Source organism: Streptomyces sp. CB09001 (assembly GCF_003369795.1).
Classification (GTDB): Bacteria; Actinomycetota; Actinomycetes; order Streptomycetales; family Streptomycetaceae; genus Streptomyces.
Genome location: NZ_CP026730.1, coordinates 6,652,061 through 6,677,596, shown reverse-complemented (window position 1 = coordinate 6,677,596; position 25,536 = coordinate 6,652,061). Strand labels below are relative to the sequence as shown.

23 protein-coding genes and 1 pseudogene are annotated in these 25,536 nt (G+C 72.6%); 10 read left to right on the top strand and 14 right to left on the bottom strand.

Features of this window, described 5'->3' with window-relative positions:
* Positions 1–8: 8 nt before the first annotated feature.
* Entirely contained in the window at positions 9–1,046 is a 1,038-nt protein-coding gene (locus tag C4J65_RS30740) for an oxidoreductase (RefSeq protein ID WP_115745356.1), read from the bottom strand.
* A gap of 66 nt (positions 1,047–1,112) precedes the next feature.
* Here C4J65_RS30740 and C4J65_RS30735 point away from each other — a divergent pair, with 66 nt between their 5' ends.
* A complete protein-coding gene (locus tag C4J65_RS30735; RefSeq protein ID WP_115745355.1) occupies positions 1,113–2,075 on the top strand; it encodes an FAD-dependent oxidoreductase in 963 nt (320 codons plus the stop codon).
* A gap of 33 nt (positions 2,076–2,108) precedes the next feature.
* On the opposite strand, the gene C4J65_RS30730 is transcribed toward C4J65_RS30735, so the two are convergent.
* From C4J65_RS30730 to C4J65_RS30720, 3 genes are all read right to left on the bottom strand, one after another.
* Positions 2,109–3,845, bottom strand: coding sequence for a BCCT family transporter (locus C4J65_RS30730; protein ID WP_115745354.1), 1,737 nt, complete (start codon positions 3,843–3,845; stop codon positions 2,109–2,111).
* 80 nt (positions 3,846–3,925) lie between these two features.
* The gene (locus C4J65_RS30725; protein ID WP_115745353.1) at positions 3,926–5,224 is read right to left on the bottom strand and encodes a M14 family zinc carboxypeptidase; all 1,299 of its coding nucleotides are present in this window, start codon (positions 5,222–5,224) and stop codon (positions 3,926–3,928) included.
* Complete coding sequence (locus C4J65_RS30720; protein ID WP_240330557.1) at positions 5,221–5,484, bottom strand: hypothetical protein; 264 nt, start codon at positions 5,482–5,484, stop codon at positions 5,221–5,223. Before C4J65_RS30720 ends, C4J65_RS30725 begins: the two co-directional genes overlap by 4 nt.
* A 174-nt stretch (positions 5,485–5,658) precedes the next feature.
* Between C4J65_RS30720 and C4J65_RS30715 the strand changes: the two genes are divergently transcribed.
* Positions 5,659–7,152 (top strand): M1 family metallopeptidase, encoded by a 1,494-nt coding sequence (locus C4J65_RS30715; protein ID WP_205351093.1) that lies wholly within the window; start codon positions 5,659–5,661, stop codon positions 7,150–7,152.
* A gap of 14 nt (positions 7,153–7,166) precedes the next feature.
* Here C4J65_RS30715 and C4J65_RS30710 read toward each other — a convergent pair whose 3' ends face one another.
* Positions 7,167–7,652 (bottom strand): macro domain-containing protein, encoded by a 486-nt coding sequence (locus C4J65_RS30710; RefSeq protein WP_115745350.1) that lies wholly within the window; start codon positions 7,650–7,652, stop codon positions 7,167–7,169.
* A 42-nt stretch (positions 7,653–7,694) separates the two neighbouring features.
* Positions 7,695–9,164 carry an amino acid permease gene (locus C4J65_RS30705; RefSeq protein ID WP_115745349.1) on the bottom strand — a complete coding sequence of 490 codons (1,470 nt, stop codon included), beginning with the start codon at positions 9,162–9,164 and terminating at the stop codon, positions 7,695–7,697.
* Between the two features lie 259 nt (positions 9,165–9,423).
* Between C4J65_RS30705 and C4J65_RS30700 the strand changes: the two genes are divergently transcribed.
* Entirely contained in the window at positions 9,424–10,131 is a 708-nt protein-coding gene (locus C4J65_RS30700; RefSeq protein WP_205351092.1) for a MerR family transcriptional regulator, read from the top strand.
* Between the two features lie 9 nt (positions 10,132–10,140).
* Here C4J65_RS30700 and C4J65_RS30695 read toward each other — a convergent pair whose 3' ends face one another.
* The 3 genes from C4J65_RS30695 to C4J65_RS30685 form a co-directional block, all read right to left on the bottom strand.
* Positions 10,141–12,321, bottom strand: a complete 2,181-nt coding sequence (locus C4J65_RS30695; RefSeq protein ID WP_115745348.1) for a 3-hydroxyacyl-CoA dehydrogenase NAD-binding domain-containing protein — start codon at positions 12,319–12,321, stop codon at positions 10,141–10,143.
* 70 nt (positions 12,322–12,391) lie between these two features.
* Positions 12,392–13,606, bottom strand: coding sequence for an acetyl-CoA C-acetyltransferase (locus tag C4J65_RS30690; RefSeq protein WP_115745347.1), 1,215 nt, complete (start codon positions 13,604–13,606; stop codon positions 12,392–12,394).
* Between the two features lie 11 nt (positions 13,607–13,617).
* The gene (locus C4J65_RS30685; protein ID WP_115745346.1) at positions 13,618–14,802 is read right to left on the bottom strand and encodes a CaiB/BaiF CoA-transferase family protein; all 1,185 of its coding nucleotides are present in this window, start codon (positions 14,800–14,802) and stop codon (positions 13,618–13,620) included.
* A gap of 207 nt (positions 14,803–15,009) precedes the next feature.
* Here C4J65_RS30685 and C4J65_RS30680 point away from each other — a divergent pair, with 207 nt between their 5' ends.
* Entirely contained in the window at positions 15,010–16,200 is a 1,191-nt protein-coding gene (locus tag C4J65_RS30680) for a saccharopine dehydrogenase NADP-binding domain-containing protein (protein WP_115745345.1), read from the top strand.
* 114 nt (positions 16,201–16,314) lie between these two features.
* On the opposite strand, the gene C4J65_RS36435 is transcribed toward C4J65_RS30680, so the two are convergent.
* Complete coding sequence (locus C4J65_RS36435) at positions 16,315–16,461, bottom strand: hypothetical protein (RefSeq protein ID WP_115746709.1); 147 nt, start codon at positions 16,459–16,461, stop codon at positions 16,315–16,317.
* Positions 16,462–16,630: 169 nt separating this feature from the next.
* On the opposite strand from C4J65_RS36435, the gene C4J65_RS30670 reads away from it, so the two are divergent.
* The gene (locus tag C4J65_RS30670) at positions 16,631–16,825 is read left to right on the top strand and encodes a hypothetical protein (protein WP_115745344.1); all 195 of its coding nucleotides are present in this window, start codon (positions 16,631–16,633) and stop codon (positions 16,823–16,825) included.
* Here the strand turns inward: C4J65_RS30670 and C4J65_RS30665 are convergent.
* Positions 16,813–17,514, bottom strand: a complete 702-nt coding sequence (locus tag C4J65_RS30665) for an endonuclease V (protein WP_115745343.1) — start codon at positions 17,512–17,514, stop codon at positions 16,813–16,815. The two genes, C4J65_RS30670 and C4J65_RS30665, sit on opposite strands and share 13 nt — an antisense overlap.
* A 41-nt stretch (positions 17,515–17,555) precedes the next feature.
* Here C4J65_RS30665 and C4J65_RS30660 point away from each other — a divergent pair, with 41 nt between their 5' ends.
* A complete protein-coding gene (locus tag C4J65_RS30660; RefSeq protein ID WP_115745342.1) occupies positions 17,556–17,852 on the top strand; it encodes a YciI family protein in 297 nt (98 codons plus the stop codon).
* 10 nt (positions 17,853–17,862) lie between these two features.
* Here the strand turns inward: C4J65_RS30660 and C4J65_RS30655 are convergent, their stop codons facing one another.
* Together C4J65_RS30655 and C4J65_RS30650 are read right to left on the bottom strand one after the other, a co-directional pair.
* A complete protein-coding gene (locus tag C4J65_RS30655; protein ID WP_115745341.1) occupies positions 17,863–18,192 on the bottom strand; it encodes a plasmid stabilization protein in 330 nt (109 codons plus the stop codon).
* 72 nt (positions 18,193–18,264) lie between these two features.
* Positions 18,265–18,807: pseudogene (locus tag C4J65_RS30650) on the bottom strand (hypothetical protein); the annotation flags it as partial.
* Positions 18,808–19,145: 338 nt separating this feature from the next.
* Here C4J65_RS30650 and C4J65_RS30645 point away from each other — a divergent pair.
* Positions 19,146–19,562, top strand: coding sequence for an SsgA family sporulation/cell division regulator (locus tag C4J65_RS30645; RefSeq protein ID WP_115745340.1), 417 nt, complete (start codon positions 19,146–19,148; stop codon positions 19,560–19,562).
* A 33-nt stretch (positions 19,563–19,595) separates the two neighbouring features.
* On the opposite strand, the gene C4J65_RS30640 is transcribed toward C4J65_RS30645, so the two are convergent.
* Positions 19,596–20,267, bottom strand: a complete 672-nt coding sequence (locus C4J65_RS30640) for a GPP34 family phosphoprotein (RefSeq protein WP_115745339.1) — start codon at positions 20,265–20,267, stop codon at positions 19,596–19,598.
* 299 nt (positions 20,268–20,566) lie between these two features.
* Between C4J65_RS30640 and C4J65_RS30635 the strand changes: the two genes are divergently transcribed.
* The 3 genes from C4J65_RS30635 (at position 20,567) to ddaH (ending at position 25,363) form a co-directional block, all read left to right on the top strand.
* Positions 20,567–22,201, top strand: coding sequence for an ATP-binding cassette domain-containing protein (locus C4J65_RS30635; protein ID WP_115745338.1), 1,635 nt, complete (start codon positions 20,567–20,569; stop codon positions 22,199–22,201).
* A gap of 10 nt (positions 22,202–22,211) precedes the next feature.
* Positions 22,212–24,470 carry an excinuclease ABC subunit UvrA gene (locus C4J65_RS30630; protein ID WP_115745337.1) on the top strand — a complete coding sequence of 753 codons (2,259 nt, stop codon included), beginning with the start codon at positions 22,212–22,214 and terminating at the stop codon, positions 24,468–24,470.
* A gap of 116 nt (positions 24,471–24,586) precedes the next feature.
* Positions 24,587–25,363 (top strand): dimethylargininase, encoded by a 777-nt coding sequence (gene ddaH, locus C4J65_RS30625; RefSeq protein WP_115745336.1) that lies wholly within the window; start codon positions 24,587–24,589, stop codon positions 25,361–25,363.
* Positions 25,364–25,536 lie beyond the last annotated feature (173 nt).

Sequence of the window (25,536 nt, the reverse complement as noted above, 5' to 3'; positions counted from 1 at the left end):
CGTAGATTTTAGCCGCGGCCCGGCGCGCCCCGGGTCACCGCCGTCACCAGCACGCTTCCCGGCGTCCGCGCCACCACGAAGGCCTCCCCCTTCACCGCGCCCGCGTCCAGGGCGACGCGGTGGGCGCCCGGTTCGAGTACGCCGTCGAAGACCTCGCGGACGTGCGTGCGGTGGAGGCGGTCGAGGCGGTACGCGGTGAGGCGTACCCGGCAGGGCGAGGTGACCTCGACGTCGGCGCCGGCGGCGCTCGCGGTGAGGCGGGTCAGGCGGCGGCCTCCGGCCGGGCCCCGGGCCAGGGCGTGCTCGATCTGGGCGACCAGGACCGGGACGATCGGGGCCAGGCCGTCGACGTGGGCCACGTCCACCCCGGCGTCCGCGAAGGCGCGGCGTACGGAGGTGCGCTGTTCCCCGGTGACCGCGCGGCCGAAGGCGACGGCGTCGTAGGTCCGCAGTTCGTCGGCCGGCACGTCGCGGGCGTCCTGGGTGATGTCGGCGCCGATGCCGATGGTGCGCAGCGCCGCGGCGAGCCTGGCGAGCAGGGCGACGCGGGCGCCGATGAGCAGGACCCGGCGGCCGGGGTGCGCGGAGCCGTCGAGCAGGGTGGCGAGGGCCGCGCGGTACTCGGCGCCGGAGAAGCGGTACGGGCCGATGCCGTGGTAGGCGTTCAGCTCCAGGTCGGCGTGTTCGGCGGTCTGCCAGGCGAAGTCCCGCCAGACGAAGTCGTCGCCGTCCCGCAGGATCACGGCGGTCACCGCGCCGCAGGCCAGGTCGGCGCACTCGGGGCAGCCGTAGATGACGTACCGGCCGCCGGGCAGGGGCGCGTCGGCCTCCAGGAGCAGGCCGCGGACCTGCGCGGTGAAGATGGCGGGCGGTACGTCGGAGGCGAGCGGTGAGACGGCGTCCAGATCGGAGAGCCGGAACAGGAGGGGGCGTCCGTCGACGACGAAGTCCATGAAGTCGCGGTGCACCTGGAAGTCGCCGTCGGCGTGGACTCCGCCGGCGCGCGTCGCCGGGGCCAGACCGAAGGTCGCGTACTCGGCAGCCATGCGGTGAGTATTCCCTCGGCCGGACCGCTTGGAGCACGCCGTCGGGCGTTCGGTTAACGTCCTGGTGTGGAAACCGAACTGGATGGCGAGCGGGCCGGTGAAGTCGTCGTGGTCGGCGGCGGGGTGATCGGGCTGACGACGGCCGTCGTCCTCGCCGAGCGGGGCAGACGAGTGCGGCTGTGGACCCGGGAGCCCGCGGAGCGGACCACCTCGGTGGTCGCGGGCGGGCTGTGGTGGCCGTACCGGATCGAGCCGGTCGCGCTGGCACAGGCCTGGGCGCTGCGTTCCCTGGACGTGTACGAGGAACTGGCGGACCGGCCCGAGCAGACCGGCGTACGCATGCTCGAAGGGGTGCTCGGCGAGACCGGCCTGGACGAGGTGGACGGGTGGGCCGCGGCCCGGCTCCCGGGGCTGCGCGCGGCGAGCGCCGCCGAGTACGCCGGGACGGGGTTGTGGGCGCGACTGCCGCTCATCGACATGTCGACCCATCTGCCGTGGCTGCGGGAGCGGCTGGTGGCCGCGGGCGGCACGGTGGAGGACCGCGCGGTGACCGATCTGGCCGAGGCGGACGCGCCGGTGGTGGTCAACTGCACCGGCCTGGGCGCCCGTGAGCTGGTGCCGGACCCGGCGGTGCGGCCGGTGCGCGGGCAGCTGGTCGTCGTGGAGAACCCCGGCATCGGCAACTGGCTGGTCTCGGCCGACGCGGACTCCGGGGAGACGACGTACTTCCTTCCGCAGCCGGGGCGGCTCCTGCTGGGCGGGACGGCCGAGGAGGACGCCTGGTCGACCGAGCCGGACCCGGCGGTCGCGGAGGCCATCGTGCGGCGGTGCGCGGCCCTGCGTCCCGAGATCGCCGGGGCGAGGGTGCTCGCGCACCTGGTGGGGCTGCGGCCGGCCCGGGACGCGGTCCGGCTGGAGCGCGACAAGCTGCCGGACGGGCGGCGGCTGGTGCACAACTACGGTCACGGCGGCGCGGGCGTCACCGTGGCCTGGGGGTGCGCGCAGGAGGCGGCCCGGCTCGCCTCCTGACGCACGTGTTCCGGTCGGCGGGCCCCTCGGGGGTCAGTCCTTGTGGTGCTTGCCGATCGGGTCGCCCTCCACCTCCGTGCCGGGGCCGGGACCGATCCGGATCTCGAACTCGCCCTCGTACTGCTTGTGACCCTCGATGACGGCCAGTTCGACGGCCTCGTTGGCCATCTCGCCGCGCACCATGAGCGGGTCGCGGCGCAGGTCGCGCATGAGCGCGACGCACATGAAGATCATCACGATGACGAACGGCGCCGCCGCGAGGATCGTGAGGTTCTGCAGACCCGTGAGCGCGTCCGCCTCGCCGCTGCCGATCAGCAGCATGATGGCCGCGACGGCGCCGGTCACCACGCCCCAGACGACGACCACCCAGCGGCTGGGTTCGAGCGCGCCCTTCTGCGAGAGCGTGCCCATCACGATGGAGGCCGCGTCGGCGCCCGAGACGAAGAAGATGCCGACGAGGATCATCACCAGCAGGCTGGTGGCGGTCGCGATCGGGTACTCCTGGAGCACGCCGAAGAGCTGGCCCTCGGGGGTCGAGTCGTCGCCGAGCCGGTTCTGCTCCTGCAGCCGCATCGCCGAGCCGCCGAAGATGGCGAACCAGACCAGGCTGACCGTGCTGGGCACCAGGATGACGCCGCCGATGAACTGACGGATCGTCCGGCCGCGGCTGATGCGGGCGATGAACATGCCGACGAAGGGCGTCCAGGAGATCCACCACGCCCAGTAGAAGACGGTCCAGCTGCCCAGCCAGTCCGCGACGCCCTTGCCGCCGCTGATCTCGGTGCGGCCGGCCATCTGGGGCAGGTCGCCGAGATAGGCGAAGACCGAGGTCGGCAGCAGGTCGAGGATGAGGATGGTCGGACCCGCGATAAACACGAAGACGGCGAGCAGCAGCGCCAGCACCATGTTGGTGTTGGACAGCCACTGGATGCCCTTCTCGACGCCGGAGATCGCGGAGGCCACGAACGCCACCGTCAGCACCGCGATGATGCCGACGAGGAGGCCGGTGCTGACCTTGTCCATCCAGTCGAGCTTCTCCATGCCGGAGCCGATCTGGAGCGCCCCGAGGCCGAGCGAGGCCGCGGAACCGAAGATCGTCGCGATGATGGCCAGGATGTCGATGACCCGGCCGCCCGCGCCGTTGGCGTGCTTCTCGCCGATGAGCGGGGTGAACACCGCACTTATGGTCTGCCTGCGGCGCCTGCGGAAGGTGCTGTAGGCGATGCCGAGGCCGACCACCGCGTAGATCGCCCACGGGTGGAGGGTCCAGTGGAACAGGGTGGTGGCCATGGCCGTGGCCATGCGGTCGCCGGAGTCGGCCGGGCTGGTGCCGGGCGGGGGCGTGGTGTAGTGCGCCAGCGGCTCGCTGACGCCGTAGAACATCAGACCGATGCCCATGCCCGCGCTGAACATCATGGCGACCCAGGACACGGTCCGGAACTCGGGTTCCTCGCCCTCGGCCCCCAGGTGGATGCGGCCGTAGCGGCTGGCCGCGAGCCAGAGGGCGAAGACCACGAAGCCGGAGGCGGCCAGTGTGAACGCCCAGCCGCCGTTGTGCAGCAGGCCGCCGAGCATGCTGCTGGAGACGTCCTCCAGCGAGTCGGTGGCGGCGGCGCCCCAGACGACGAACGCCAGGGTCAGGACGGCCGTGACGCCGAAGACGACGCGGTCGGTCCGGGGCCTGTGCTCGCGCCCCGGCAGGCCCGTTTCCGAACCCGGAAGCGTGCCTCTGTCGTGCTCTTCCTTGTCGCTTGGTCGGTCCTGCGTCACAGGCGGCACCTTTCAAGTCGATCAGGCCGAAAATACTCCTCCGCTACGCCCTTACCACGTAAGACGCGGAACTCACCTCCTCAGCAGCGGGTGTCCGGTTCGCCCGCCGTCACGTGGTACGTCGCGCGCTCGTCCAGGAGCAGCGGCACCAGGGCACGCTGTGACTGGCGCAGCGGTACGTAGGCGCCCTTCTCCCCGGTCGGGCGCGCCTGTACACCGTGCAGGGCGAGTTCGTCCCCGACGTCCCGGTACTGGGCGGGGGTCAGCCGGTAGCCGCAGGGCGGGTCCTGGATCACCTCGGAGGCCTCGGCCGGGTCGTTGTCCGCGCCGCCCAGGTAGACGGGTCCGGAATCGGACCGGCCCGCCCGGCGGGCGGTGCCCGTGGCCGCCTCGACGCGGCCACGCCGCTCGTCCGCGAAGCGGAACAGACCGTCCAGGGCGGCGAGCTGGGAGTCCACCCGGCGCCGGTGGTTGCGGGCCGGGTCCTCGCGCTCGGCGTCCGTGAGGGCGTCGACGCGGCTCTCGATGAGCAGGCCGACCGCGTGTTTCACGCCGGACATGTTGCGCAGGATGCGTTCCTGGCCGTCGCCCGCGGTCTGCTTGACGGGGTCGCCGGTTTCGGGATCGGTCCAGATGCCGTACGTGCCCGTCGAGTACCCGGCGCGCTCCGCGGCGGGGCGGACGTACGCGCCGGACAGGGTTCGGGCCTCGTCGTGAACCGGCGTGCGGGTGTTGAGGTTGCGGGGCCAGAGGTCGAAGAGGTCCTTGTCGTAGTACGGGGGTGTGGCGCCGTACTCGTGCAGGTCGTAGATGACGTCGGGGCGCTCGTCACGGACGACGGCGGCCAGGGCGCGGGCCTCGGCCGTCGCCAGCGCGAGGTGGTCGCGGTTGACGTCGACACCGTCTCCGTTGCCGCGGGTGTCGGCGGCCCGGCCGTCGGGGTTGGCGGTGGGCAGCACCAGCACGGCGGTGCGGTCCAGGAACCGCCGGGTCGCGCGGTCGGTGGCGTACGCGAGGTCCCGCACGGTGGTCAGGCAGGCCTCGCGGCCGGAGGGTTCGTCGCCGTGCTGGCTGCACACGAGGAGGACCTTGTTGGCGGCGGAGGGCCTGCCGATCGTCACGAGCTGTAGGGGACGGTTCTGCTTCGTGGTGCCGATGCGGTCGAGGGTGACACGGTCGCTCGCCCGGTCGACGGCGGACAGGAGGGCCTGTTCCTCCGGCTGGGTGGTCCAGCGGGCGCCGTGGGTGCGTTCGAAGCCGGTGCGGGGCGGACGGGGTGCGGAGCCGTCGGCATGGGCGGACGCGGTGAGGAGGGACGGGACCAGGAGGGACGCGGCGAGGGCCGCGGTGGTCGCGGTGAGGGTGCGCGGGCGGTTCATCGGCCTCCCTTCGGGACGCGGTGCGTGGGGTGCGGCGCGGGTGCCGGACAGGCGCTGCTCGTACCGGCGACGGCCCTGGTGAACGCGTGGGTACCGCCGACGAACGGTACGCGGGCCGACGTGCGGGAGCGGTCCAAGGTGGGTGTCGGCGTGTCGGCCCAGGGGCCGAGGGGGGTCCGGTCGGCGCGCTCGGCGGACAGGTGGGCCGGGGCCGCCGTCGCGAGCGGTCTCCGGAGGGTGAGGCGCATGCGTATCGGCATGCGCGGACGGTACATCGGTCCACTCCCCCGCATAAGAGGGCCGGGGGTGGCCCATGACGGCCGGATGGCGATCGTGTGACAGGAGTGGCCGTGGACATGACGGTGCGCACAGGGGCTGAATAGGCTCCGAACGGATTCCGAACGGATCTCGTGTCCCTACGACTTGGAGCTTTCGTGCACCGCAGATTCATCGTGCCGGGCGCACTGGGCGCCGCTTCCCTCATGCTGGCGATCCCGGCGTCGGCGGCGGCCCACTCCCCCGGCGCTCCGGGCATCGGCGACCCCTACTACCCGGCCTATGGCAACGGCGGATACGACGTCTCGCACTACGACCTGCGCCTGAAGTACCAGCCGGCCACGGACCGGCTGGAGGGGACGGCGACGATCCTGGCCCGCACCACCCAGGACCTGTCGCGGTTCAACCTCGACTTCCTCCTGGACGTCGGCGAGGTGCGGGTGAACGGCGCGAAGGCCTCGTTCACGACCTCGGGCGAGCAGGAACTGGAGATCACCCCGAACAAGCCGCTGGACAAGGGCGCGCCCCTCACCGTCGTCGTCCGCTACAGCGGTGTGCCGTCCTCGAAGCAGGCGTTCGGCTTCACCAGCTGGCACCGCACCCCGGACGGCGGAATCGCCGCGAACGAGCCCGAGGCCGCGGCCTGGTGGTTCCCCAGCAACGACCATCCGCTCGACAAGGCCACCTACGACGTGTCGGTGCAGGTACCGGACGGCACCCAGGCGATCTCCAACGGCACCCTCCAGTCGACGAGTTCACGGCTTGGCTGGACGCGCTGGAACTGGCGCTCGGACCAGCCGCAGGCCACCTACCTCGCCACGCTGGCGGTGGGGAAGTTCGACCTCACCACCGGCACCACCGAGGGCGGCATCCCGGTCGTCAACGCCTACAGCAGGGACCTGGGCGCGAACGGCGGCGCGGCGCGGGCCAGCGTGGAGCGGACCGGGGAGGTCGCGGACTGGCTGAGCGAGTACTTCGGGCCGTATCCGTTCAACGCGCTCGGCGGGTACGTGCCGAACACCACCACCGGGTACGCCCTGGAGACGCAGACCCGGCCCTTCTACAGCCCGCGGCAGTTCGCGAACGGGTCGAACGTGTCCGTCGTCGTGCACGAGCTGGCCCACCAGTGGTACGGCGACCTGGTCTCGGTGCGCGGCTGGAAGGACATCTGGATCAACGAGGGTTTCGCGCGGTACGCCCAGTGGCTGTGGTCCGAGCACGAGGGCGAGGGCACGGCGCAGGAACTGGCCGACTACACGTACGCCTCGCACCCGGCCGACGACGCGTTCTGGACGGTGAAGCCCGGTGACCCGGGTCCGGAGAACCAGTTCGACGGCGCCGTCTACGACCGGGGCGCGCTGGCCGTGCAGGTGCTGCGCAACGAGATCGGGGACGACGCCTTCTTCACCGTGCTGAGGGGCTGGCCCGCGAAGTACGCCCACGGCAACGCGTCCGTCGCCGACTTCCAGCGGTACGCCGAGGAGGTGTCGGGCAGGCCGCTGGCCGCGCTGTTCGACACCTGGCTGTTCCAGTCGTCGAAGCCGGACGCCCCGGCGGCGCGCGCCCGGTCCCTCGCGAAGACCCCCGCGGCGCCCGTGCAGCCCCGTTCCTGGCAGAAGATCGCCGCGACGAACGACGTGCACGAGCACTGAGCCCGGGGACCTGACTAGACGGCGTCCCCGTGGTCGTAGACGGTCACGGGGATGCCGCGCCGGGCGAGGCGGTCGGATATGAGCGGCTCCACGCGCGACCACTTGCCGCCGGCCAGGCCGCAGCCTATGCGGGGCATGTGCACGGACGCGTCCAGCTCCGCCGCCTTGTCGGCGACGCTGCCGAGCGCGGTGCCGATGGCCTCGTAGCGCACGGGTACGCCCTTGCTGCCGGTCCTCGTGCCGCGCTGGCCGATCATGTTGGCCACCCACACGTACGGCTCGACCTGGACGAACTGGACCGCGCCGAGACCGAAGTCGTTGGCCGCGCGGTCGCGGTGCCAGGCGCGGTAGGCCGCCTCCGGCTGCGGCCAGCGGCGGGAGACGGCCAGGACGAAGCCCTTGCCCCAGCCGCCGAGGTCGTTGCACACGTGGGCGATCACCTTGACGCCCTTGACCGACGGCGCGGTGGCGTCACCCCGGACATAGCTGATCTCCGACATGACGCCACCGTAGGGGACGCCACTGACAGTGGCCCCGGGCCGCTACTCCCTCGGCGCCGACAGGTCCCGCTCGGCCTGTCGCGCCACCCGGCGCCGGACGCCGAACCAGCCGGCCACCAGCAGCACCGCGATCACGGGCACGAGCAGCACGGTCCTGCGGCCGACCTCCTCGTCGTTCCACATCAGGCCGATGACCGCCAGCAGGAAGGCGATCGTGACGATCTCCGTGCCGGGGCTGCCGGGCAGCCGGAACCGCGGCCGTTCGACCAGGCCCGCACGCGCCCGGCGGACGAACACCAGGTGGCAGATCATGATGATCACCCACGTGCTGATGATGCCCAGGGAGGCGACGTTCAGGACGATCTCGAAGGCCTTGTTCGGCACCAGGAAGTTCAGCCCGACGCCGAGGACGCAGACCGCGCAGGTCAGCAGGATGCCGCCGTAGGGGACCTGGCTGCGGCTCATCACGCCGGTGAACCTGGGCGCGGAGCCCGCCATCGCCATGGAGCGCAGGATGCGGCCGGTGGAGTACAGACCGGAGTTCAGCGACGACATCGCGGCGGTGAGGACGACGAGGTTCATCACGTCACCGGCGGCCGGCACCCCGATCCCCGACAGCACCGTGACGAAGGGGCTCTCGTCTCCCGAGTAGAGCGAACTCGGCAGCAGCAGGGCCAGGAGCACGACCGAGCCGACGTAGAACAGGGCCACCCGCCACATGATCGAGTTCACCGCGCGGGGCACGATCCTGTGCGGCTCGGCGGTCTCGCCGGCGGCGACGCCGACCAGCTCCAGGGCCGCGTAGGAGAAGATCACGCCCTGCATGACGAGGACCACGGGCATCACGCCGTGCGGGAGGATGCCGCCGTGGTCGGTGATCATGCCCACGCCCGGGGTCTGCCCGCTCACCTCGTGCCGGGTGGCGAGCAGGAAGATGCCGATCAGCATGAAGCCGACGAGGGTGGCGACCTTGACGATCGCGAACCAGAACTCCATCTCGCCGAAGATCTTCACCGAGATGAGGTTCACGGCCAGGACCACCGCGAGGGCGACCAGCGCGAGCAGCCATTGGGGGATGCTCGTGAACATGCTCCAGTAGTGCGTGTACAGCGCGATCGCGGTGATGTCCGCGATACCGGTCGTCGACCAGTTCAGGAAGTACATCCAGCCGGCGACGTAGGCGCCCTTCTCACCGAGGAACTCGCGCGCGTACGACACGAAGGATCCGGACGAGGGCCGGTAGAGCACCAGCTCACCGAGTGCCTTGACGACGAAGAAGGCGAACACGCCGGCGACGAGGTAGGCGATGGCGAGCGCCGGTCCGGCGTCGCGCAGGCGCCCCCCGGCGCCGAGGAAGAGGCCGGTGCCGATCGCGCCGCCGATGGCGATCATGTTGACGTGGCGGGCCTTGAGGTCCTTGCTGTAACCGGCGTCGCCCGCGTCCGCGGGGATGGTCCCGGTCGCCTGGGGATGGGCGGCGACCTGTGCCGTGTCGACGGCGTCCTTGCTCACGGGTGGTTCCACTCTCTGGTGCGCTCGGGCGGGGTGCGCCCGAGTCGTCCGTACGTGTGTCTCGGGCCCGCACCACCCAATGGCGCGGCACAGACCAAGACGGCACCTTCCCACGACGCTGCGTGGGCATGCGGTGGTTCAGGTCACACAGCGTGACTTCTCACAAGATCCACCGATGGCCCGCACAGGTCGGGCAAGAGGCGTGCGACAGGTGCGCGAGAGGTTTCACAGCACTGGTGAGACAGCGATACTGCTGCACATGACGACCACCGACACCGCGGAGCCGACCCTCACGATCGACGAGCTGGCCGCGCGGGCCGGCGTCACGGTCCGCACGGTCCGCTTCTACGGCACCAGAGGACTGCTGCCGCCGCCGGTGCTCGGTCCCCGCCGGGTGGGGCACTACGGCCGGGAGCACCTGGCGCGACTGGCGCTGATCGAGGAGTTGCAGCACCAGGGCATGACGCTGGCCGCCATCGAGCGGTATCTCAAGCGGCTGCCGGACGACCTGAGCCCCCACGACCTGGCGCTCCACCGCGCGGTGGTGGCCTCCTGGGCGCCGGAGACGGTGGAGCGGGTCACCCGCGAGGAGCTGGGCAGGCGGGCGGGACGGCCGCTCACCGACGAGGAGGTGGACCGGCTGGGGGCGATGGACGTCGTGCTGCCCGACCGCGACGCCTACCGGGTGGACGTCGGGCTGCTCCGGCTCGGCGTCGAGCTGCTCGACGTGCCCTTCTCCCCGGAGACGGTACTCGCCGCCCGCACGGCCCTCCTGGAGCACTCCCGCGCCGCCGCGCGCGACCTGTCGCGGCTGCTGCGCGACGCGGTCGCCGAACGGGAGGCGCCGGAGGTGCGGTCGCTGTCCGCCCACATGCACCCGCTGGTGGTGCAGGCGCTGCTGACCACGTTCCAGCGGTCGCTGCGCGAGGAGCTGCGGGAGTGGCTCGACAAGGAGGCCGGTGAATGATCCGGCGGCTCAGCGGCCGTCCGTGAAGACCTCCCCGTTGTCCGCCTTCTCCACCAGCAGGGCGGGTGGGGTGAAGCGCTCGCCGTAGCGGTCGGCCAGTTCGCGGGCGCGGGCGACGAAGCCCGGCAGACCTCCCTCGTAGCCGTTGACGTACTGGAGGATGCCGCCGGTCCAGCCGGGGAAGCCGATGCCGAAGATCGAGCCGATGTTGGCGTCGGCGACGGAGGTCAGCACGCCCTCCTCCAGGAGCCTGACGGTGTCCAGCGCCTCGGCGAAGAGCATCCGCTCCTGCATGTCGGCGAACGGGATCTCGTACCCGGGCTTGGTGAAGTGCTCACGCAGCCCCGGCCACAGCCCGGCCCGCTTTCCGTCCTCCCCGTACTCGTAGAACCCGGCACCGCCGGAGCGTCCCGGGCGGCCGAACTCGTCGACCATGCGGTCGATGAGCGCCTCGGCGGGGTGCGCGGTCCAGGTGCCGCCCGCCTCCTCCACCGCCCGCTTCGTCTCGTTGCGGATCTTGCGGGGGAGGGTGAGGGTCAGTTCGTCCATCAGGGACAGCACCTTGGCCGGGTACCCCGCCTGCGCCGCCGCCTGTTCGACGGAGGCGGGCTCGATGCCCTCGCCGACCATCGCGACGCCCTCGTTGATGAAGTGGCCGATGACCCGGGAGGTGAAGAAGCCCCGCGAGTCGTTCACCACGATCGGTGTCTTGCCGATCTGCCGGACCAGGTCGAACGCCCGCGCCAGCGTCTCGTCGCCGGTCCGCTCGCCCTTGATGATCTCCACCAGCGGCATCTTGTCCACAGGAGAGAAGAAGTGCAGCCCGATGAAGTCGCCCTGGCGCTCGACGCCCTCGGCCAGGGCGGTGATCGGCAGCGTGGAGGTGTTGGAGCACAGGAGGGCGTCGGGGGCGACGACGTGCTCGATCTCCTGGAACACCTTGTGCTTGAGCGAGGTGTCCTCGAACACCGCCTCGATCACCGCGTCGCAGCCGGCGAGGTCTCCCACCTCGGCGGTCGGCGTGATCCGCGCGAGCAGGGCGTCGGCCTTCTCCCGGCTCGTACGGCCCCGCGCGACGGCCTTGGCGCACAGCTTCTCCGAGTACGCCTTCCCCTTGACGGCCGACTCCAGGGAGACGTCCTTCAACACCACCTCGATACCCGCGCGGGCACACGAGTACGCGATGCCCGCACCCATCATCCCCGCACCCAGCACGGCCACCTTGGTGACCTTCCGGGCCTCGACACCCTTCGGGCGGTTGGCACCGGAGTTGACCGCCTGGAGATCGAAGAAGAACGCCTGGATCATGTTCTTCGAGGTCTGCCCGGCGGCCAGCTCGACGAAGTAGCGGGCCTCGATGACCTGCGCGGTCTCGAAGTCGACCTGGGAGCCCTCGACGGCGGCGGCCATGATGTTGCGCGGCGCCGGGTAGGGGGCGCCGTTCGTCTGCTTGCGCAGGTTGGCGGGGAAGGCGGGCAGGTTGGCCGCGAACTTCGGGTGGGCGGGGGTGCCGCCGGGGATGCGGTAGCCGGGCCGGTCCCAGGGCTGGGCGGACTCCGGGTGGGCGTCGATGAAGGCGCGGGCCTTGGCGAGCATGTCCTCTCGGCTGTCGGCGACCTCGTCGACCAGGCCGTTCTCCTGGGCGCGGCGCGGGTTGTACTGGGTGCCCTGGAGGAGGACCTTCAGGAGGGCGTCGGTGATGCCGAGCATCCGGACGGTGCGGACGACGCCGCCGCCTCCGGGGAGCAGGCCGAGGGTGACCTCGGGACAGCCGATCTTGGAGCCGGGCGCGTCCAGGGCGACGCGGTGGTGGCAGGCCAGGGCGATCTCGTAGCCGCCGCCGAGGGCCGCGCCGTTCATGGCGGCGACGACGGGCTTGCCGAGGGTCTCGATGCGGCGCAGGTTGCGCTTGATGGCCATGCCGCCGTCGAAGAGGTCCTGGGCGGTCTCGGGGGTGACGCGGATGAGGTCGCGCAGGTCGCCGCCGGCGAAGAAGGTCTTCTTGGCGGAGGTGACGACGACGCCGCGGATGGAGTCCTGCTCGGCCTCCAGGCGGTCGGTGACCGCCGCCAGTGAGTCGCGGAACGCCTGGTTCATGGTGTTCGCGGACTGGTCGGGGTCGTCGAGGACGAGGGTGACGACACCGGTGTCGTCCTGCTCCCAGCGGATGGTGGTGGGCTCGGTGCTCATGAGGGTGTGCTCCAGGTGATCCGTCGTGGCCGTCGCGGCGGTCGTGGCCGCCGTATCCGTCGGGAGGGGGTCAGATGCGCTCGACGATGGTGGCGATGCCCATGCCGCCGCCCACGCACAGGGTGGCGAGGCCGTAGCGCTTGTCCTGGCGTTCCAGTTCGTCGACGAGGGTGCCGAGGATCATGGCTCCGGTGGCGCCGAGCGGGTGGCCGAGCGCGATGGCGCCGCCGTTGACGTTGACCTTGTCCAGGGACAGACCCATGTCCTTCACGAAGCGCAGGACGACCGCCGCGAACGCCTCGTTGATCTCGACCAGGTCGATGTCGTCGATGGTCAACCCGGCCTTGGCCAGGGCCTTGCGGGTGGCCGGTGCGGGGCCGGTGAGCATGATGGTGGGCTCGGATCCGGAGACCGCGGCGGAGACGATCCGGGCGCGCGGCCGCAGACCGTGGCGGTCGCCGGCCTCCTTGGAGCCGACGGCGACCAGGGACGCGCCGTCCACGATGCCGGAGGAGTTGCCCGCGTGGTGGACGTGGTCGATCTTCTCCACCCAGTGGTACTTCTGCAGCGCCACGGCGTCGAAACCGCCCAGCTCGCCGATGTCGGCGAAGGACGGCTTGAGCTTCCCGAGGGAGTCCGCGGTGGTGCCGGGGCGCGGGTGCTCGTCGTGGTCGAGGACGGTGAGACCGGCGCGGTCCTTCACCGGCACGACGGAGCGCTCGAAGCGGCCCTCCTTCCAGGCGGTGGCCGCGCGCTCCTGGGAGAGCGCCGCGTACTCGTCCACGTCGCGGCGCGAGAAGCCCTCGATGGTGGCGATCAGGTCGGCGCCGATGCCCTGCGGGACGAAGTTGGTGGCGAGGTTCGTCATCGGGTCGTTGAACCAGGCGCCGCCGTCCGAGGCCATCGGCACGCGGGACATGGACTCGACGCCGCCCGCGAGGACCAGGTCCTCCCAGCCGGAGCGCACCTTCATGGCGGCCATGTTGACCGCCTCCAGGCCCGAGGCACAGAAGCGGTTCTCCTGCACACCGGCCACCGTGTCCGGCAGTCCGGCCGCGATCGCCGCGATCCGCGCGATGTCGGAGCCCTGGTCACCGACCGGGCCGACGACACCGAGCACGACATCGTCCACGGCGGCCGGGTCGAGGCCGGGGAAGCGGGCGCGGATCTCGTGGATGAGGCCGACGACCAGGTCGACGGGCTTCGTGCCGTGCAGGGCGCCGTTCGCCTTGCCGCGTCCGCGCGGGGTGCGGATCGCGTCGTACACGTACGCTTCGGTGCTCACTGGCAGGCCTTTCACTGAGGGTTGTGCACTGCGGGATCGGGGCGGGAGGCCGGGGGCGGCACCCAGTCGGGGGCCAGCCCCCAGTCGCGGACCACGGTCTCGGTGTCGGCGCCGGGCAGGGCGGGGCCGGTGCGGACGGCGGTGGGGGTCGCGGAGAAGCGGGGTGCGGGGGCCGGCTGGGTGATGCCGTCGTGGTCGGTGAAGGTGCCGCGGGCGGCGAGGTGCGGGTGGTGCGGGGCCTCGCGCAGCGACAGGACGGGGGCCGTACAGGCGTCCGTGTCGGTGAAGACGGCCGTCCACTCGTCGCGGGTACGGGACTTGAAGCGGGCGGCGACGGCCGCGCGCAGCTCGGGCCAGCGGGACATGTCGTCGCGCGGTGCCGGGTCGGGGAGGCCGAGCAGCCGCGTGAACTCGGCGTAGAACCGCGGCTCCAGGGCTCCGACCGCCATGTACCGGCCGTCGGCGGTCTCGTAGGTGCCGTAGAAGGGGCAGCCGCCGTCCAGGAGGTTGGCGCCCCGCCGGTCCTGCCAGGCGCCGGCGGCCAGCATGCCGTGGATCATCGCGGAGAGGTGGGCGGTGCCGTCGACGATGGCGGCGTCCACGACCTGCCCGGTGCCGTGCTCCCGCGCGTGGTGCAGGGCGGCGAGGAGGCCGACGACCAGGTAGAGGGAGCCGCCCGCGTAGTCGCCGAGGAGGTTGGCGGGGGCGGCCGGGGGCTCGTCGGGGGCGCCGGTCATGCCGAGGGTGCCGGTGAGCGCGATGTACCCGATGTCGTGTCCGGCGTGCCGGGCGAGTGGGCCCTCCTGGCCCCAGCCGGTCATCCGGCCGTAGACGAGGCGCGGGTTGCGGGCGTGGCAGTCCCCGGGGCCGACGCCGAGCCGTTCCGCGACGCCGGGTCGGTAGCCCTCGATCAGGACGTCGGCGCGTTCGGCGAGGTCGAGGACCCGGGCCGGGCCGTCCGGTGCCTTGAGGTCGACGAGCACGGAGCGCTTGTTGCGGTTGGTGACGTCGTGGGCGGGGTCGATCCCGAGGCCGGGCCCGCCGGGACGGTCGACGCGTACGACGTCGGCGCCCAGGTCGGCCAGGAGCATGGCGGCGAAGGGTCCGGGGCCGATACCGGCCAGCTCGACCACGCGCACACCGGCGAGCGGGCCCTCGGCGCCCGGGCTCCGCGTCGGCGTCCTCACTTCCGGCATCCAGCCCCCAGCTCTGTGACACAACCGATGTAACACCAGTGATGCTAAGAACGTGTTCCACTGCGCACAAGACCCGGGCGAGCAAGCGCTTAGCCAATTATGGTGCAGGCTCCTCTCCGGGCCGCGCGATCCTCACGCTAGCCTCAGCCACCGGCAACGGCGCGTGCTGCGGACCCAGGGGTTGCCGACGGGTGACGGAGGGATGTCATGAACAGGCTGAAGACGGCCGACCGGCCGTACGACATCGTGCTGTTCGGGGCGACGGGGTTCGTCGGTGAACTGACCGCGGAGTACCTCGCCGCACACGCGCCGGACGGGCTGCGCTGGGCGATCGCGGGCCGCGACGAGGAGCGGCTGCGCCGCCTGCGCGAGCGGCTGACCGGCGCGGCGGACACCGCGGCCGAGGTCGGCGTGCTGCTCGCTGACGTGTCCGATCCGGACTCGCTGCGCGAACTCGCCGGGCACGCGCGCGTGGTGGCCACGACGGTCGGGCCCTACGTCCGTCACGGCGACGCGCTGGTCGCCGCCTGCGCGGACACCGGCACGGACTACCTCGACCTCACCGGGGAGCCCGAGTTCGTGGACCTGGCCTACGTCCGCCACGACGCCCGCGCGCGGGAGACCGGGGCCCGCCTGGTGCACGCCTGCGGTTTCGACTCCGTCCCGCACGACCTCGGCGTGTACTTCACCGTGCGGCAGCTGCCGGAGGGCGTGCCGCTGACCGTGGACGGCTTCGTGACCGTCAGCGCCACGTTCTCGGGCGGTACGTTCGCCTCCGCGCTGGGCCAGTTCGCGCGCGGCCGCGAACTGCGGGCCGCGGCGCTGGACCGCCGGCGGCACGAGCCGCGCCTGGTCGGCCGCCGCGTGGCGACGCCGATCGGGGCGCCCCGGTTCGCCGGGGAGGTGGGGGCGTGGGCGCTGCCGCTGCCGACCGTGGACGCGCAGATCGTGCGCCGGTCCGCGAAGGCCCTGGACCGCTACGGCCCGGACTTCCGTTACCGCCACTACGCGGCCGTACGGCGGCTGCCCGTCGCGCTGGGCGGGGCGGCGGCCGTGGGTGCGCTGGTGGCGGCGGCCCAGGTGCCGCCCGCACGGCGCAGGCTGTCGGCCAGGCTCGCGCCGGGCGCGGGACCGAGCGCCGAGCGGCGGGCGAGGAGCTGGTTCTCGGTCCGCTTCGTGGGCGAGGGCGGCGGCCGGAAGGTGTTCACCGAGGTCGCGGGCGGCGACCCCGGGTACGACGAGACGGCCAAGATGTTCGCCGAGGCGGCGCTCTGTCTCGCCCTCGACGCCCTGCCGCCGACGGCCGGGCAGGTCACGACGACCGTGGCGATGGGCGACGCGCTGACCGGGCGGCTGCGGGCGGCGGGCATCGGCTTCCGGGTGGCCGCGACCCGCTGACGGGCCGTCCCGGGACGCCCCGGGACGCCGTGGGGCGCCCCGGGACGCCGTGGGCCGCCGTGGGCCGCCGTGGGCCGCCGTGGGCCGCCGTGGGCCGCTCCGGGTGGCCGGGGCCTACCCGGACCACCCGGCGATCGTGTAGATCATCCCGCCGATCCAGGCCAGACCCGCGCCCACCGCCAGCACCAGACCCGCGACCACGGACCGCTCGACGGGGCGGCCGGACCGGGCCGGGTACTTGGGTGCACGCTGTGGCGTCATGCCGTCCACCCTGCCGGGACCGCGGCCGGTGGCACATCCGTACGGATACTCAGATCACTCGGGGTGCTCGGATCCGCCGATTTGAGACTTTCACGGCACCGTTCTCCGGGCCACCGGGCATCATGTGCGGCAAAGTGCCAAACAGGAGTTCAATGAAAGCCTTGAAGGCATGAAGTTCCTTCTCGAAGTCACCATGGACGAGGGCGCGCTCGCCGAGGACCCCACGGCCGAGTTGCAGCGGATCCTGCGGTACTGGGGCGGCAACCTGAAGCACTACGCGCTGCGGCCCGGCGACGGCTCGGAGATCTACGACTCGGCGTACCGGGAGGTGGGCCGCTGGAGCGTCCAGGATCAGGCCGGGTAGGCGGCGTCCCGCAGGGCCGCGCGGCACAGGGCGTCGGCCCTGCGGGTGGTCTCCGGCAGCCGGTAGGCGGGTGTCAGGGCCAGGGTGTGGGCGCAGGCGTTGCCGAGGCCCACCCGGTGCCCGACCGAGACGAAGACCGGCTTCACGCCGTCGCGGGTGCGCACCGCGCGCCCGACCTCCTCGGCACCGGCGAGCAGCGGGGACGTGCTGCCGCGCGGGGTGTCGGGGTCGTCGTGGGTGAAGGTGAAGGGGTTCTTGGCCACGCCGATCGTGGGCAGGCCGGTGAGGACGCCCAGGTGGCTCGCGAGGCCGAAGCGGCGCGGGTGGGCCAGGCCGTACCCGTCGCACACGACCAGGCCGGGCGGGCAGGTCAGCGCCTCCAGGGCGGCGAGCACGGTCGGGATCTCCCGGAAGGCGAGCAGGCCGGGCACGTAGGGGAAGGAGATCCGGCCGACGGCCGTGGCCTCGGCGACGACGGCGAGGGTCGCGGCGTCCAGCACGACGGCCGCCGCGGCGACGACGTCGCGTTCGTCGTCGTAGGCGACGTCCACGCCGGTCACCCGGCCGGTGCCGGGGGGCGGGCCTGGCTCGTCGAGCACCACGCGGGCGCGCAGTTCGTCCTGGACCGCCCGGGCCCGTTCCTCGGTCGTGGGCCAGCCGGCGGGGGTCTGCACACTCACGGTCGTCATGGTGGCCGCAAGCCTACGGGAGCCCGAGTAGGCTCGCGATCATGTTCGTACTGGAGCTCTCCTACACCGCCCCGCTCGAAACCGTCGACGCCCTGCTGCCCGACCACGTGGCCTGGCTCGACGGGCTGTACGAGCAGGGCGTGTTCCTGGCGTCCGGACGCAAGGAACCCCGCGAGGGCGGGGTGATCCTCGCCGTCGCGGAGGACCGTGCGCAAATCGAGGAGATCACCGCGGGCGACCCGTTCGTCAGGGCCGGTGTGTGCGCGTACCGCGTCACCGAGTTCGTCGCCACGAAGACGGCGCCCGCGCTGGAGCGCTACCGGGAGGAGCTTCGCTAGGAGCCGCGGCTCACTTGCCGAGCGCTTGGCGCAGCTCACCCTTGTTCATGTTCGAACGGCCGTGGACGTCACGCCGCTTGGCCTCCTGGTACAGCTGGTCGTAGGTGGGCCCCTGGGGGCCCTGCCGGTTCCCGGACCGCTGGCCGCCGCGCTTGCTCGGCGACTTGTCCTGCGTCGACGTACGGCTGGCGGTCCTGGACTCGCCGGACTGCGCGCGCTCCTTGTTCACCGTCCGCGCCGCGATCTCCTTGGCGCGGCCGGTGCCCTCGCCACGGTCCTTCGCGCTCTTCTTGATGTGCTCGTACTGCCGCTCCCGTTTGGGGCTCGAACCGCTCGGCATGTCCGCTCACTTCCTCTCGCGTTCGGCGAACGGTTACCCACGTTACGGACAAACACCCCGGCCCGCCCGGCGTCAGCGCTCCGGCCGGGCCACCCGGCCCTGCTCGCCCGCGGCCCAACAGCCCAGGTCCGGGGTGCAGTCCACGGTGTCGTAGGAGCCGGTGTCGACCGTCCGCCAGGTGTGGCCGCCGTCCGTGGTGAGGCCGGTGCCGGTGGGGCCGACGGCGAGGGCCGCGGTGCGGCTGTGCGGGAGCCGGGCGACGCCGGAGCGGATGGGGGTCCCCAGGCGTTGAGCACTGGGGGAGGGCGGGGGCCGGTCGGCGGGCCGCCAGGTGCGGCCGGCGTCGGCGGTCCGGGCGGCGGCCGGCGTCGGCGGTCCGGGCGGCGGCCGGCGTCGGCGGTCCGGGCGGCGGCCGGCGTCGGCGGTCCGGGCGGCGGCCCGCGGCGATGCCTGCTCGGGGCGGTGGTCGCCGCCCGTGGCGAGGCCGTGGGCGCGGTCGCGGAAGGCGAGGGCGAAGACGCCGCGGGCCGGGTCGCCGGCCGGGATGGGGGCGTCGTCGGCCGTCCAGGTGCGCCCCCGGTCGGCGGAGTGCAGCACGCGCGCGCGTGCGGCCCCGCGAGCGCCACCCGCCCCCGTACGCCTGCCGCCGGCTCGAACGGACCGTACCGTGCGTCGCCTGCTTCCCAAGCGCCTCATGGCGGGCGAAGCCGGCCCACGGCCCGCGCGCCGTTCAGGGGGCCGCGACCGCGCACACGTGTGGTGCGGGCGGGCCGCAAGTGCCCTTCGGGGCAGGGGAGGAGAGGCGTGTCACTCCTGGGCGCCGCCGGGCATGAACGCGGTGACAGAGGTCACTCGCTCGTCGTGTGCACGGATGGGCTGATTCCGACGTCTCTTCCAGTGCCCGGCCCGCACCACCCGCGAAGCCCGTCCAGCCGTCACGAGGGAGCAAGGCGTTGTCCACCGTCATCGATCAGCCCGTCGAGGCGCGTCTCGTCGCCGCCGCGCCGCGCATGCCGAACATCCCCGCCACCCTGCACTACGACCGCGCCGACCCGTTCGCCGTCCGCATGACCTTCCCGGCCCCGGCGACCCTTGAGGGCGTGGAGGTCTGCTGGACCTTCTCCCGCGAACTGCTCATCGCCGGGATGCAGGAGCCGAACGGCCACGGCGACGTCCGGGTGCGCCCGTACGGGTACGACCGCACCGTCCTGGAGTTCCACGCGCCCGAGGGCACCGCCGTGATCCATGTCCGCTCGGGCGAGCTGCGCCGGTTCCTGCACGCGGCCGGCGAGCTGGTGCCGGTGGGTCTTGAGCACCTCCAGCTGGACCTGGACCACGACCTGGCGGAGCTGATGCGCGGGAGCTGGTGACCCGCTCCCGGCTCCCGCGGCGCCGGACGGCGCTCAGCCGCGCGCGGACACCGGTGCCCGGGCCGTCTCGTCGCTCACCTCGTCCCACACCTCGCCCACGATCTTCCGCATGCCGGGTGCCGCGCTCGCGCACCGCCGGGTCAGTTCCGTGATCCGGTCCCGTCCGCGGACCCCGCCCGCCGTGCGCCCGGGCCCGCCCAGTCCGGCGGCGGCCGCCAGCGCGGCCAGGGCCGCGTCCCGTTCGGAGACCTCCCCGGCCGGCAGCGGCCCTTCCAGCAGGTGTCGCGCCTCCTCCCGCAGCGCCCGCGCGGCGACTGCCCGCGCGAGCACGTACTCCACGGACGGGAACACCCCGAGCACCCGCTTCTTCTCGGCCCGCAGGTACCCCTCGGCCACCAACTGCTCCCGCACGGCGTCGAAGGTGACCCGGGCATGCAGCCGCACCCAGGTGCGCCACCGGTGCGGCAGCGACTCGCGGACGAGTTCGAGGAGGCCGTCGAGGACGGCGTCCCCGGTGCGGGAGTCCAGGTCGGCGGGGGTGGCGATGCCCTCGTCGTCGGTGAGCAGACCGCGCTGGGCCAGTTCGGTGAGCGCACCGGCGCGCACCAGGTGGTGGACGCGGGCGGTCTCGGCCGCCGAGGACCGCGCGGGGTCCCAGGCCAGCAGGCAGAGCCGGGCCGGCAGTGAGAGCGAGCCGTTGGGCACGGGGGCCTCCTCGGGGTCCGCGTAAATGCGTTGACAGGCCAACCGGGTCTTCTTTAGGTTCGGTACCGCTTCTGTTGCCGCCGATTGGAGAAGGACGTTGCTCGTCTGAGGTCCTGAGACACCGCGTCACACGTATCTCACGTGTGTACGCCGCGTGCGACCTCGGCGTTCGAGCCGTCCCAGCCTCCTGACGGAGCAGGGCTTCCTTCCTGCCCTCCCCCGTCCGACGGCGGCCGCCCGCTTCCGGTGTCTCGATACGCGTTTGCCCCTGACCGCTTCGAGCAACCGCGGAGACCCGTATGTCTACTTCCCCCACTTCTCTCTCCTGTACGTCCCTGTCCTTCGCCTGGCCCGACGGCACCGCCGTCTTCGACGGGCTGGACGTCGCCTTCGGCCCCGGCAGGACCGGCCTCGTCGGCCTCAACGGCGCCGGGAAGTCCACCCTGTTGAAGCTGATCGCCGGGCGGCTCACCCCGGCCGACGGCACCGTCCGGGTGGCCGGCGAGGTGGGCTACCTGCCGCAGAACGTCACGCTCGACACCGCGCTGCGGGTCGACGAGGCGCTCGGCATCGACGGCCGGCGGGCCGCGCTGCACGCCATCGAGGCGGGTGACGTGAGCGAGGAGCACTTCGAGACCGTCGGCGACGACTGGGACGTCGAGGAGCGCGCGCTGGCCACGCTCGGCGAGCTGGGCCTGGGCCACATCGGCCTGGACCGCACCGTCGGCGAGGTGTCGGGCGGCGAGTCGGTGCTGCTGCGGCTGGCCGCGCTGCTGCTGCGCCGGCCCGACGTGCTGCTCCTGGACGAGCCGACCAACAACCTCGACGTGTACGCCCGCAGGCGGCTGTACGCGGCCGTCGAGTCCTGGCCGGGGGTGATGGTCGTGGTCAGCCACGACCGTGAGCTGCTGGAACGGGTCGACCAGATCGCCGACCTGCGTTCCGGATCGGTCACCTGGTACGGCGGCAACCTCACAGCCTACGAGGAGGCGCTCGCCGTGGAGCAGGAGGCGGCCGAGCGGATGGTCCGGGTCGCCGAGTCGGACCTGCGCAGGCAGAAGCGTGAACTGGCCGACGCCCAGGTCGTCCTGGCCCGGCGCAGGCGCTACGGGCAGAAGATGTACGACACCAAGCGCGAGCCCCGTGCGGTGATGAAGCTGCGGGCCCGGACGGCCCAGCAGTCCGCGGGCAAGTACCGGATCATGCACGAGGAGAAGCTCGCCGGGGCGAAGGAGCGGCTCGACGACGCGGTGGAGGCCGTGCGGGACGACGACGAGATCCGCGTCGACCTGCCGTACACGGCCGTACCGCCGGGCCGGACCGTGCTGACCCTGCGGGCGCTGGAGATGGCGTACGGCGCCCGGGTGGCGGGCGGTCTCGATCTGCACGGTCCCGAGCGGATCGCGCTGGTCGGGCGCAACGGCGCGGGCAAGACCACGCTGCTGCGCACCGTCGCCGGGGAGCTGGCGCCGGTGGCGGGCGAGGCGACGGCGCACGTGCCGCTGCGGTTCCTGCCGCAGCGCCTGGACGTCCTCGACGACGCGCTGAGCGTCGCGGAGAACGTGGCCCGGTTCGCGCCGGGCGCCACCAACAACCGGATCCGGGCGCGGCTGGCACGCTTCCTGTTCCGGGGTGCCCGTGCCGACCAGCAGGCGGCGACGCTGTCCGGCGGCGAACGCTTCCGGGCGGCGCTGGCGGCGCTGATGCTGGCCGAGCCCGCGCCGCAGCTGCTGATGCTGGACGAGCCGACCAACAACCTGGACATGGCGAGCGTGCGGCAGCTCACCAGCGCGCTGGAGGCGTACGAGGGGGCGCTGCTCGTGGCCAGCCACGACCTGCCGTTCCTGGAGTCGCTCGGCATCACGCACTGGCTGCTGCTGGAGGAGGGAGAACTGAAGGAAATCACGCCGGAAGCTGTCGGGTATTCCGTCTAGCGTCCGCTGGATGAGCGAGTTCATCAGCATCACCGGGGCCAGGGAGAACAACCTCCGGGACGTCACGCTCCGCATCCCGAAGGGCCGGCTGACCGTGTTCACCGGCGTTTCGGGGTCGGGGAAGTCGTCGGTCATGTTCGACACGATCGCGGTCGAGTCGCAGCGCCAGCTGAACGAGACGTTCACCTGGTTCGTCCGCAACCGGCTGCCCAAGTACGAGCGGCCGCACGCGGACGCCCTGGAGGACCTGACCCCCGCGATCGTCGTCGACCAGCGGCCGGTCGGCGGCCACTCCCGCTCCACGGTCGGCACGATGACCGACATCCACTCGGTGCTGCGGGTGCTGTTCTCCCGGCACGGCACCCCCAGCGCCGGAGGGGCGACGGCATACTCGTTCAACGACCCGTCGGGCATGTGCCCCGGCTGCGACGGCCTGGGCCGCAGGGTGCAGCCCGACTGGGACCGGATCCTGGACCCGGCCAGGTCGCTGGCCGACGGGGCGGTGCGCTTCCCGCCGTTCGCCGCCGGGACCTGGCAGGGACAGACCTACACCAACACCGAGGAGCTGGACACCGGCAAGCCGGTCGGTGACTTCACGGCGGCCGAGCGCGCCTTCCTGATGCGCGGGCGGCCCGGCAGCAAGGTCACCGTCAGCGGTTCGGGCGGGACGTGGAGCACCGAGTACGAGGGACTCGCCGACCGGTTCGAACGGCTGTACCTCAAGCGGGACCTGTCCGGCATGAGCGAGAAGACCCGGGACCTCGTGCGCGGCTTCCTGGCCGAGGCCCGCTGCCCCGACTGCGGCGGGGCCCGGCTGAACGCGGCGGCGCTCGCGGCCCGGATCGACGGGCGCTCCATCGCCGACTGCTCGCGGATGCAGATCACCGACCTGATCGCCGTACTGCGGGAGATCGACGACCCGGTGGCCCTGCCCGTCGCCGCTGCCGCGGTGGCCGCGCTGGAGCGGGTGGAGGCGATCGGCCTCGGCTACCTCAGCCTGGACCGGGAGACCGCCACCCTGTCCGGCGGCGAGGGGCAGCGGCTGAAGACCGTGCGGCACCTCGGGTCCAGCCTGACCGGGATGACGTACATCTTCGACGAGCCCAGCGTCGGGCTGCATCCCCGTGACGTCGGGCGCCTCGGCGACCTGCTGCTGCGGCTGCGCGACAAGGGCAACACCGTGCTGGTGGTCGAGCACGACCCGGACGTCATCGCGCTGGCCGACCACGTCGTCGACATGGGCCCGCGCGCCGGTGCCGACGGCGGCCGGGTGGTGTTCGAGGGGACGCCGGCCTCCCTGGCCGCGTCGGACACCCTCACCGGGCGGTGCCTGGGGCGGCGTACGGCGCTGAAGGACACGGTCCGCACGGCGACCGGTGAGCTGTGGGTCAAGGGCGCCGAGCGGCACAACCTGCGGGAGGTGACGGTGGGGTTCGCGACCGGGGTGCTCACCGCGGTCACCGGGGTCGCCGGGTCGGGCAAGAGCACGCTGGTCGCGGAGCTGACCGCCGCCCACCCGGACGCCGTGGTCGTCGACCAGTCGGCCATCGGCGTCTCGGCCCGCTCCACCCCGGCGACGTACCTCGGGATCATGGACACGGTGCGGAAGGTCTTCGCACGGGAGACCGGCGCCGAGCCGGGCTTCTTCAGTTTCAACTCGGCGGGGGCGTGCGGGACCTGCGAGGGGCGCGGGACCATCCACACCGACCTCGCCTTCATGGACCCGGTCACGACCGCCTGCCACGACTGCGAGGGGCGGCGCTTCCGGGAGGAGGTGCTGCGGCTGACGGTGGACGGCCGGTCCGTCGCCGACGTGCTCGCGATGACCGCCGACCAGGCCCTGGGCTTCTTCGCCGACACCGGCGTACGCCGCAGGCTGCGCGCCCTGCGCGAGGTCGGCCTCACCTACCTCACCCTCGGGCAGCCGCTGTCCACGCTCTCCGGCGGCGAGCGGCAGAGGATCAAGCTGGCGACCCGGCTGCACCGTACCGGCGCGGTCTACGTCCTGGACGAGCCGACCACCGGTCTGCACATGTCGGACGTCGAGGGTCTGCTCGCCCTGCTGGACCGGCTCGTGGACGCCGGCAACACGGTCGTGGTCGTCGAGCACAACCTGGACGTGGTGGCGCACGCCGACCGGGTGATCGACCTCGGCCCGGACGGGGGGCGGGACGGCGGCCGGGTGATCTTCGAGGGCACCCCGCGCGAACTGCTCGCGGCCCGCGGCTCCAGCACCGCCGAGCATCTCAGGAGGGCTACGAGGGGCTGACGGGGGTTCCGTCGGCGCAGGTCCGCGCTGCATGATGGCGCGCACCGGCGCCGCGTCACGGCGCCGGGCAGCCGACGTCGACACCCGCCGATCCGCGCCGACAGGGAAGGTCCCGCGTGCCCAGCAAGAAGGCCCTCGTCCGCCGCCCCAGCCCCAGGCTCGCCGAAGGACTGGTGACCCACGTCGAGCGGGAGAAGGTCGATCACGGCCTGGCCCTCGAACAGTGGGACGCCTACGTCGAGGCCCTCGGATCGCACGGCTGGGAGACGCTGGAGGTGGACCCGGCCGACGACTGTCCGGACTCGGTCTTCGTCGAGGACGCCGTCGTCATGTTCCGCAACGTCGCGCTGATCACGCGGCCCGGCGCCGAGTCGCGGCGCGCGGAGACGGCCGGCGTCGAGGAGGCCGTGGCCCGGCTCGGCTGCTCGGTGAACTGGGTGTGGGAGCCGGGCACCCTGGACGGCGGCGACGTCCTGAAGATCGGCGACACGATCTACGTGGGACGCGGCGGCCGGACCAACGCGGCCGGTGTCCAGCAGCTGCGGGCGGCGTTCGAGCCGCTGGGCGCCCGGGTCGTCGCCGTGCCCGTGAGCAAGGTGCTGCACCTGAAGTCGGCGGTCACCGCGCTGCCGGACGGGACGGTGATCGGACACATCCCGCTGACGGACGTGCCCTCGCTGTTCCCCCGTTTCCTGCCGGTGCCGGAGGAGTCGGGGGCGCATGTGGTGCTGCTCGGCGGCAGCAGGCTGCTGATGGCGGCGAGCGCGCCGAAGACGGCGGAGCTGCTCGCCGATCTCGGTCACGAGCCGGTGCTCGTCGACATCGGGGAGTTCGAGAAACTGGAGGGCTGTGTGACCTGCCTCTCGGTCAGGCTGCGGGAGCTGTACGACTGAGCACGGCGCGCAGGGCGTTCGCCCGGCCCCGGACCTGCGGGTCTCGGGGCCCTCGCGGGTACCGCCGGACGGTGGCTGATCAGCGACCTTTACAGTGCGTTTAACCTACGCTCTCGTAACCTACGGTTTCGTAGCCTACGATCCCGTAGGTTCCCGGCACCGCTCGCCGGCCG

Excerpts from the sequence above, each read along its gene's own strand:
- C4J65_RS30740 (WP_115745356.1), bottom strand. The coding sequence starts at position 1,046 with ATGGCTGCCGAGTACGCGACCTTCGGTCTGGCCCCGGCGACGCGCGCC.
- C4J65_RS30725 (WP_115745353.1), bottom strand. The coding sequence starts at position 5,224 with ATGAACCGCCCGCGCACCCTCACCGCGACCACCGCGGCCCTCGCCGCG.
- C4J65_RS30720 (WP_240330557.1), bottom strand. The coding sequence starts at position 5,484 with ATGCCGATACGCATGCGCCTCACCCTCCGGAGACCGCTCGCGACGGCG.
- C4J65_RS30710 (WP_115745350.1), bottom strand. The coding sequence starts at position 7,652 with ATGTCGGAGATCAGCTATGTCCGGGGTGACGCCACCGCGCCGTCGGTC.
- C4J65_RS30700 (WP_205351092.1), top strand. The coding sequence starts at position 9,424 with ATGACGACCACCGACACCGCGGAGCCGACCCTCACGATCGACGAGCTG.
- C4J65_RS30695 (WP_115745348.1), bottom strand. The coding sequence starts at position 12,321 with ATGAGCACCGAGCCCACCACCATCCGCTGGGAGCAGGACGACACCGGT.
- C4J65_RS30685 (WP_115745346.1), bottom strand. The coding sequence starts at position 14,802 with ATGCCGGAAGTGAGGACGCCGACGCGGAGCCCGGGCGCCGAGGGCCCG.
- C4J65_RS30680 (WP_115745345.1), top strand. The coding sequence starts at position 15,010 with ATGAACAGGCTGAAGACGGCCGACCGGCCGTACGACATCGTGCTGTTC.
- C4J65_RS36435 (WP_115746709.1), bottom strand. The coding sequence starts at position 16,461 with ATGACGCCACAGCGTGCACCCAAGTACCCGGCCCGGTCCGGCCGCCCC.
- C4J65_RS30670 (WP_115745344.1), top strand. The coding sequence starts at position 16,631 with ATGAAGTTCCTTCTCGAAGTCACCATGGACGAGGGCGCGCTCGCCGAG.
- C4J65_RS30665 (WP_115745343.1), bottom strand. The coding sequence starts at position 17,514 with ATGACGACCGTGAGTGTGCAGACCCCCGCCGGCTGGCCCACGACCGAG.
- C4J65_RS30660 (WP_115745342.1), top strand. The coding sequence starts at position 17,556 with ATGTTCGTACTGGAGCTCTCCTACACCGCCCCGCTCGAAACCGTCGAC.
- C4J65_RS30655 (WP_115745341.1), bottom strand. The coding sequence starts at position 18,192 with ATGCCGAGCGGTTCGAGCCCCAAACGGGAGCGGCAGTACGAGCACATC.
- C4J65_RS30635 (WP_115745338.1), top strand. The coding sequence starts at position 20,567 with ATGTCTACTTCCCCCACTTCTCTCTCCTGTACGTCCCTGTCCTTCGCC.
- C4J65_RS30630 (WP_115745337.1), top strand. The coding sequence starts at position 22,212 with ATGAGCGAGTTCATCAGCATCACCGGGGCCAGGGAGAACAACCTCCGG.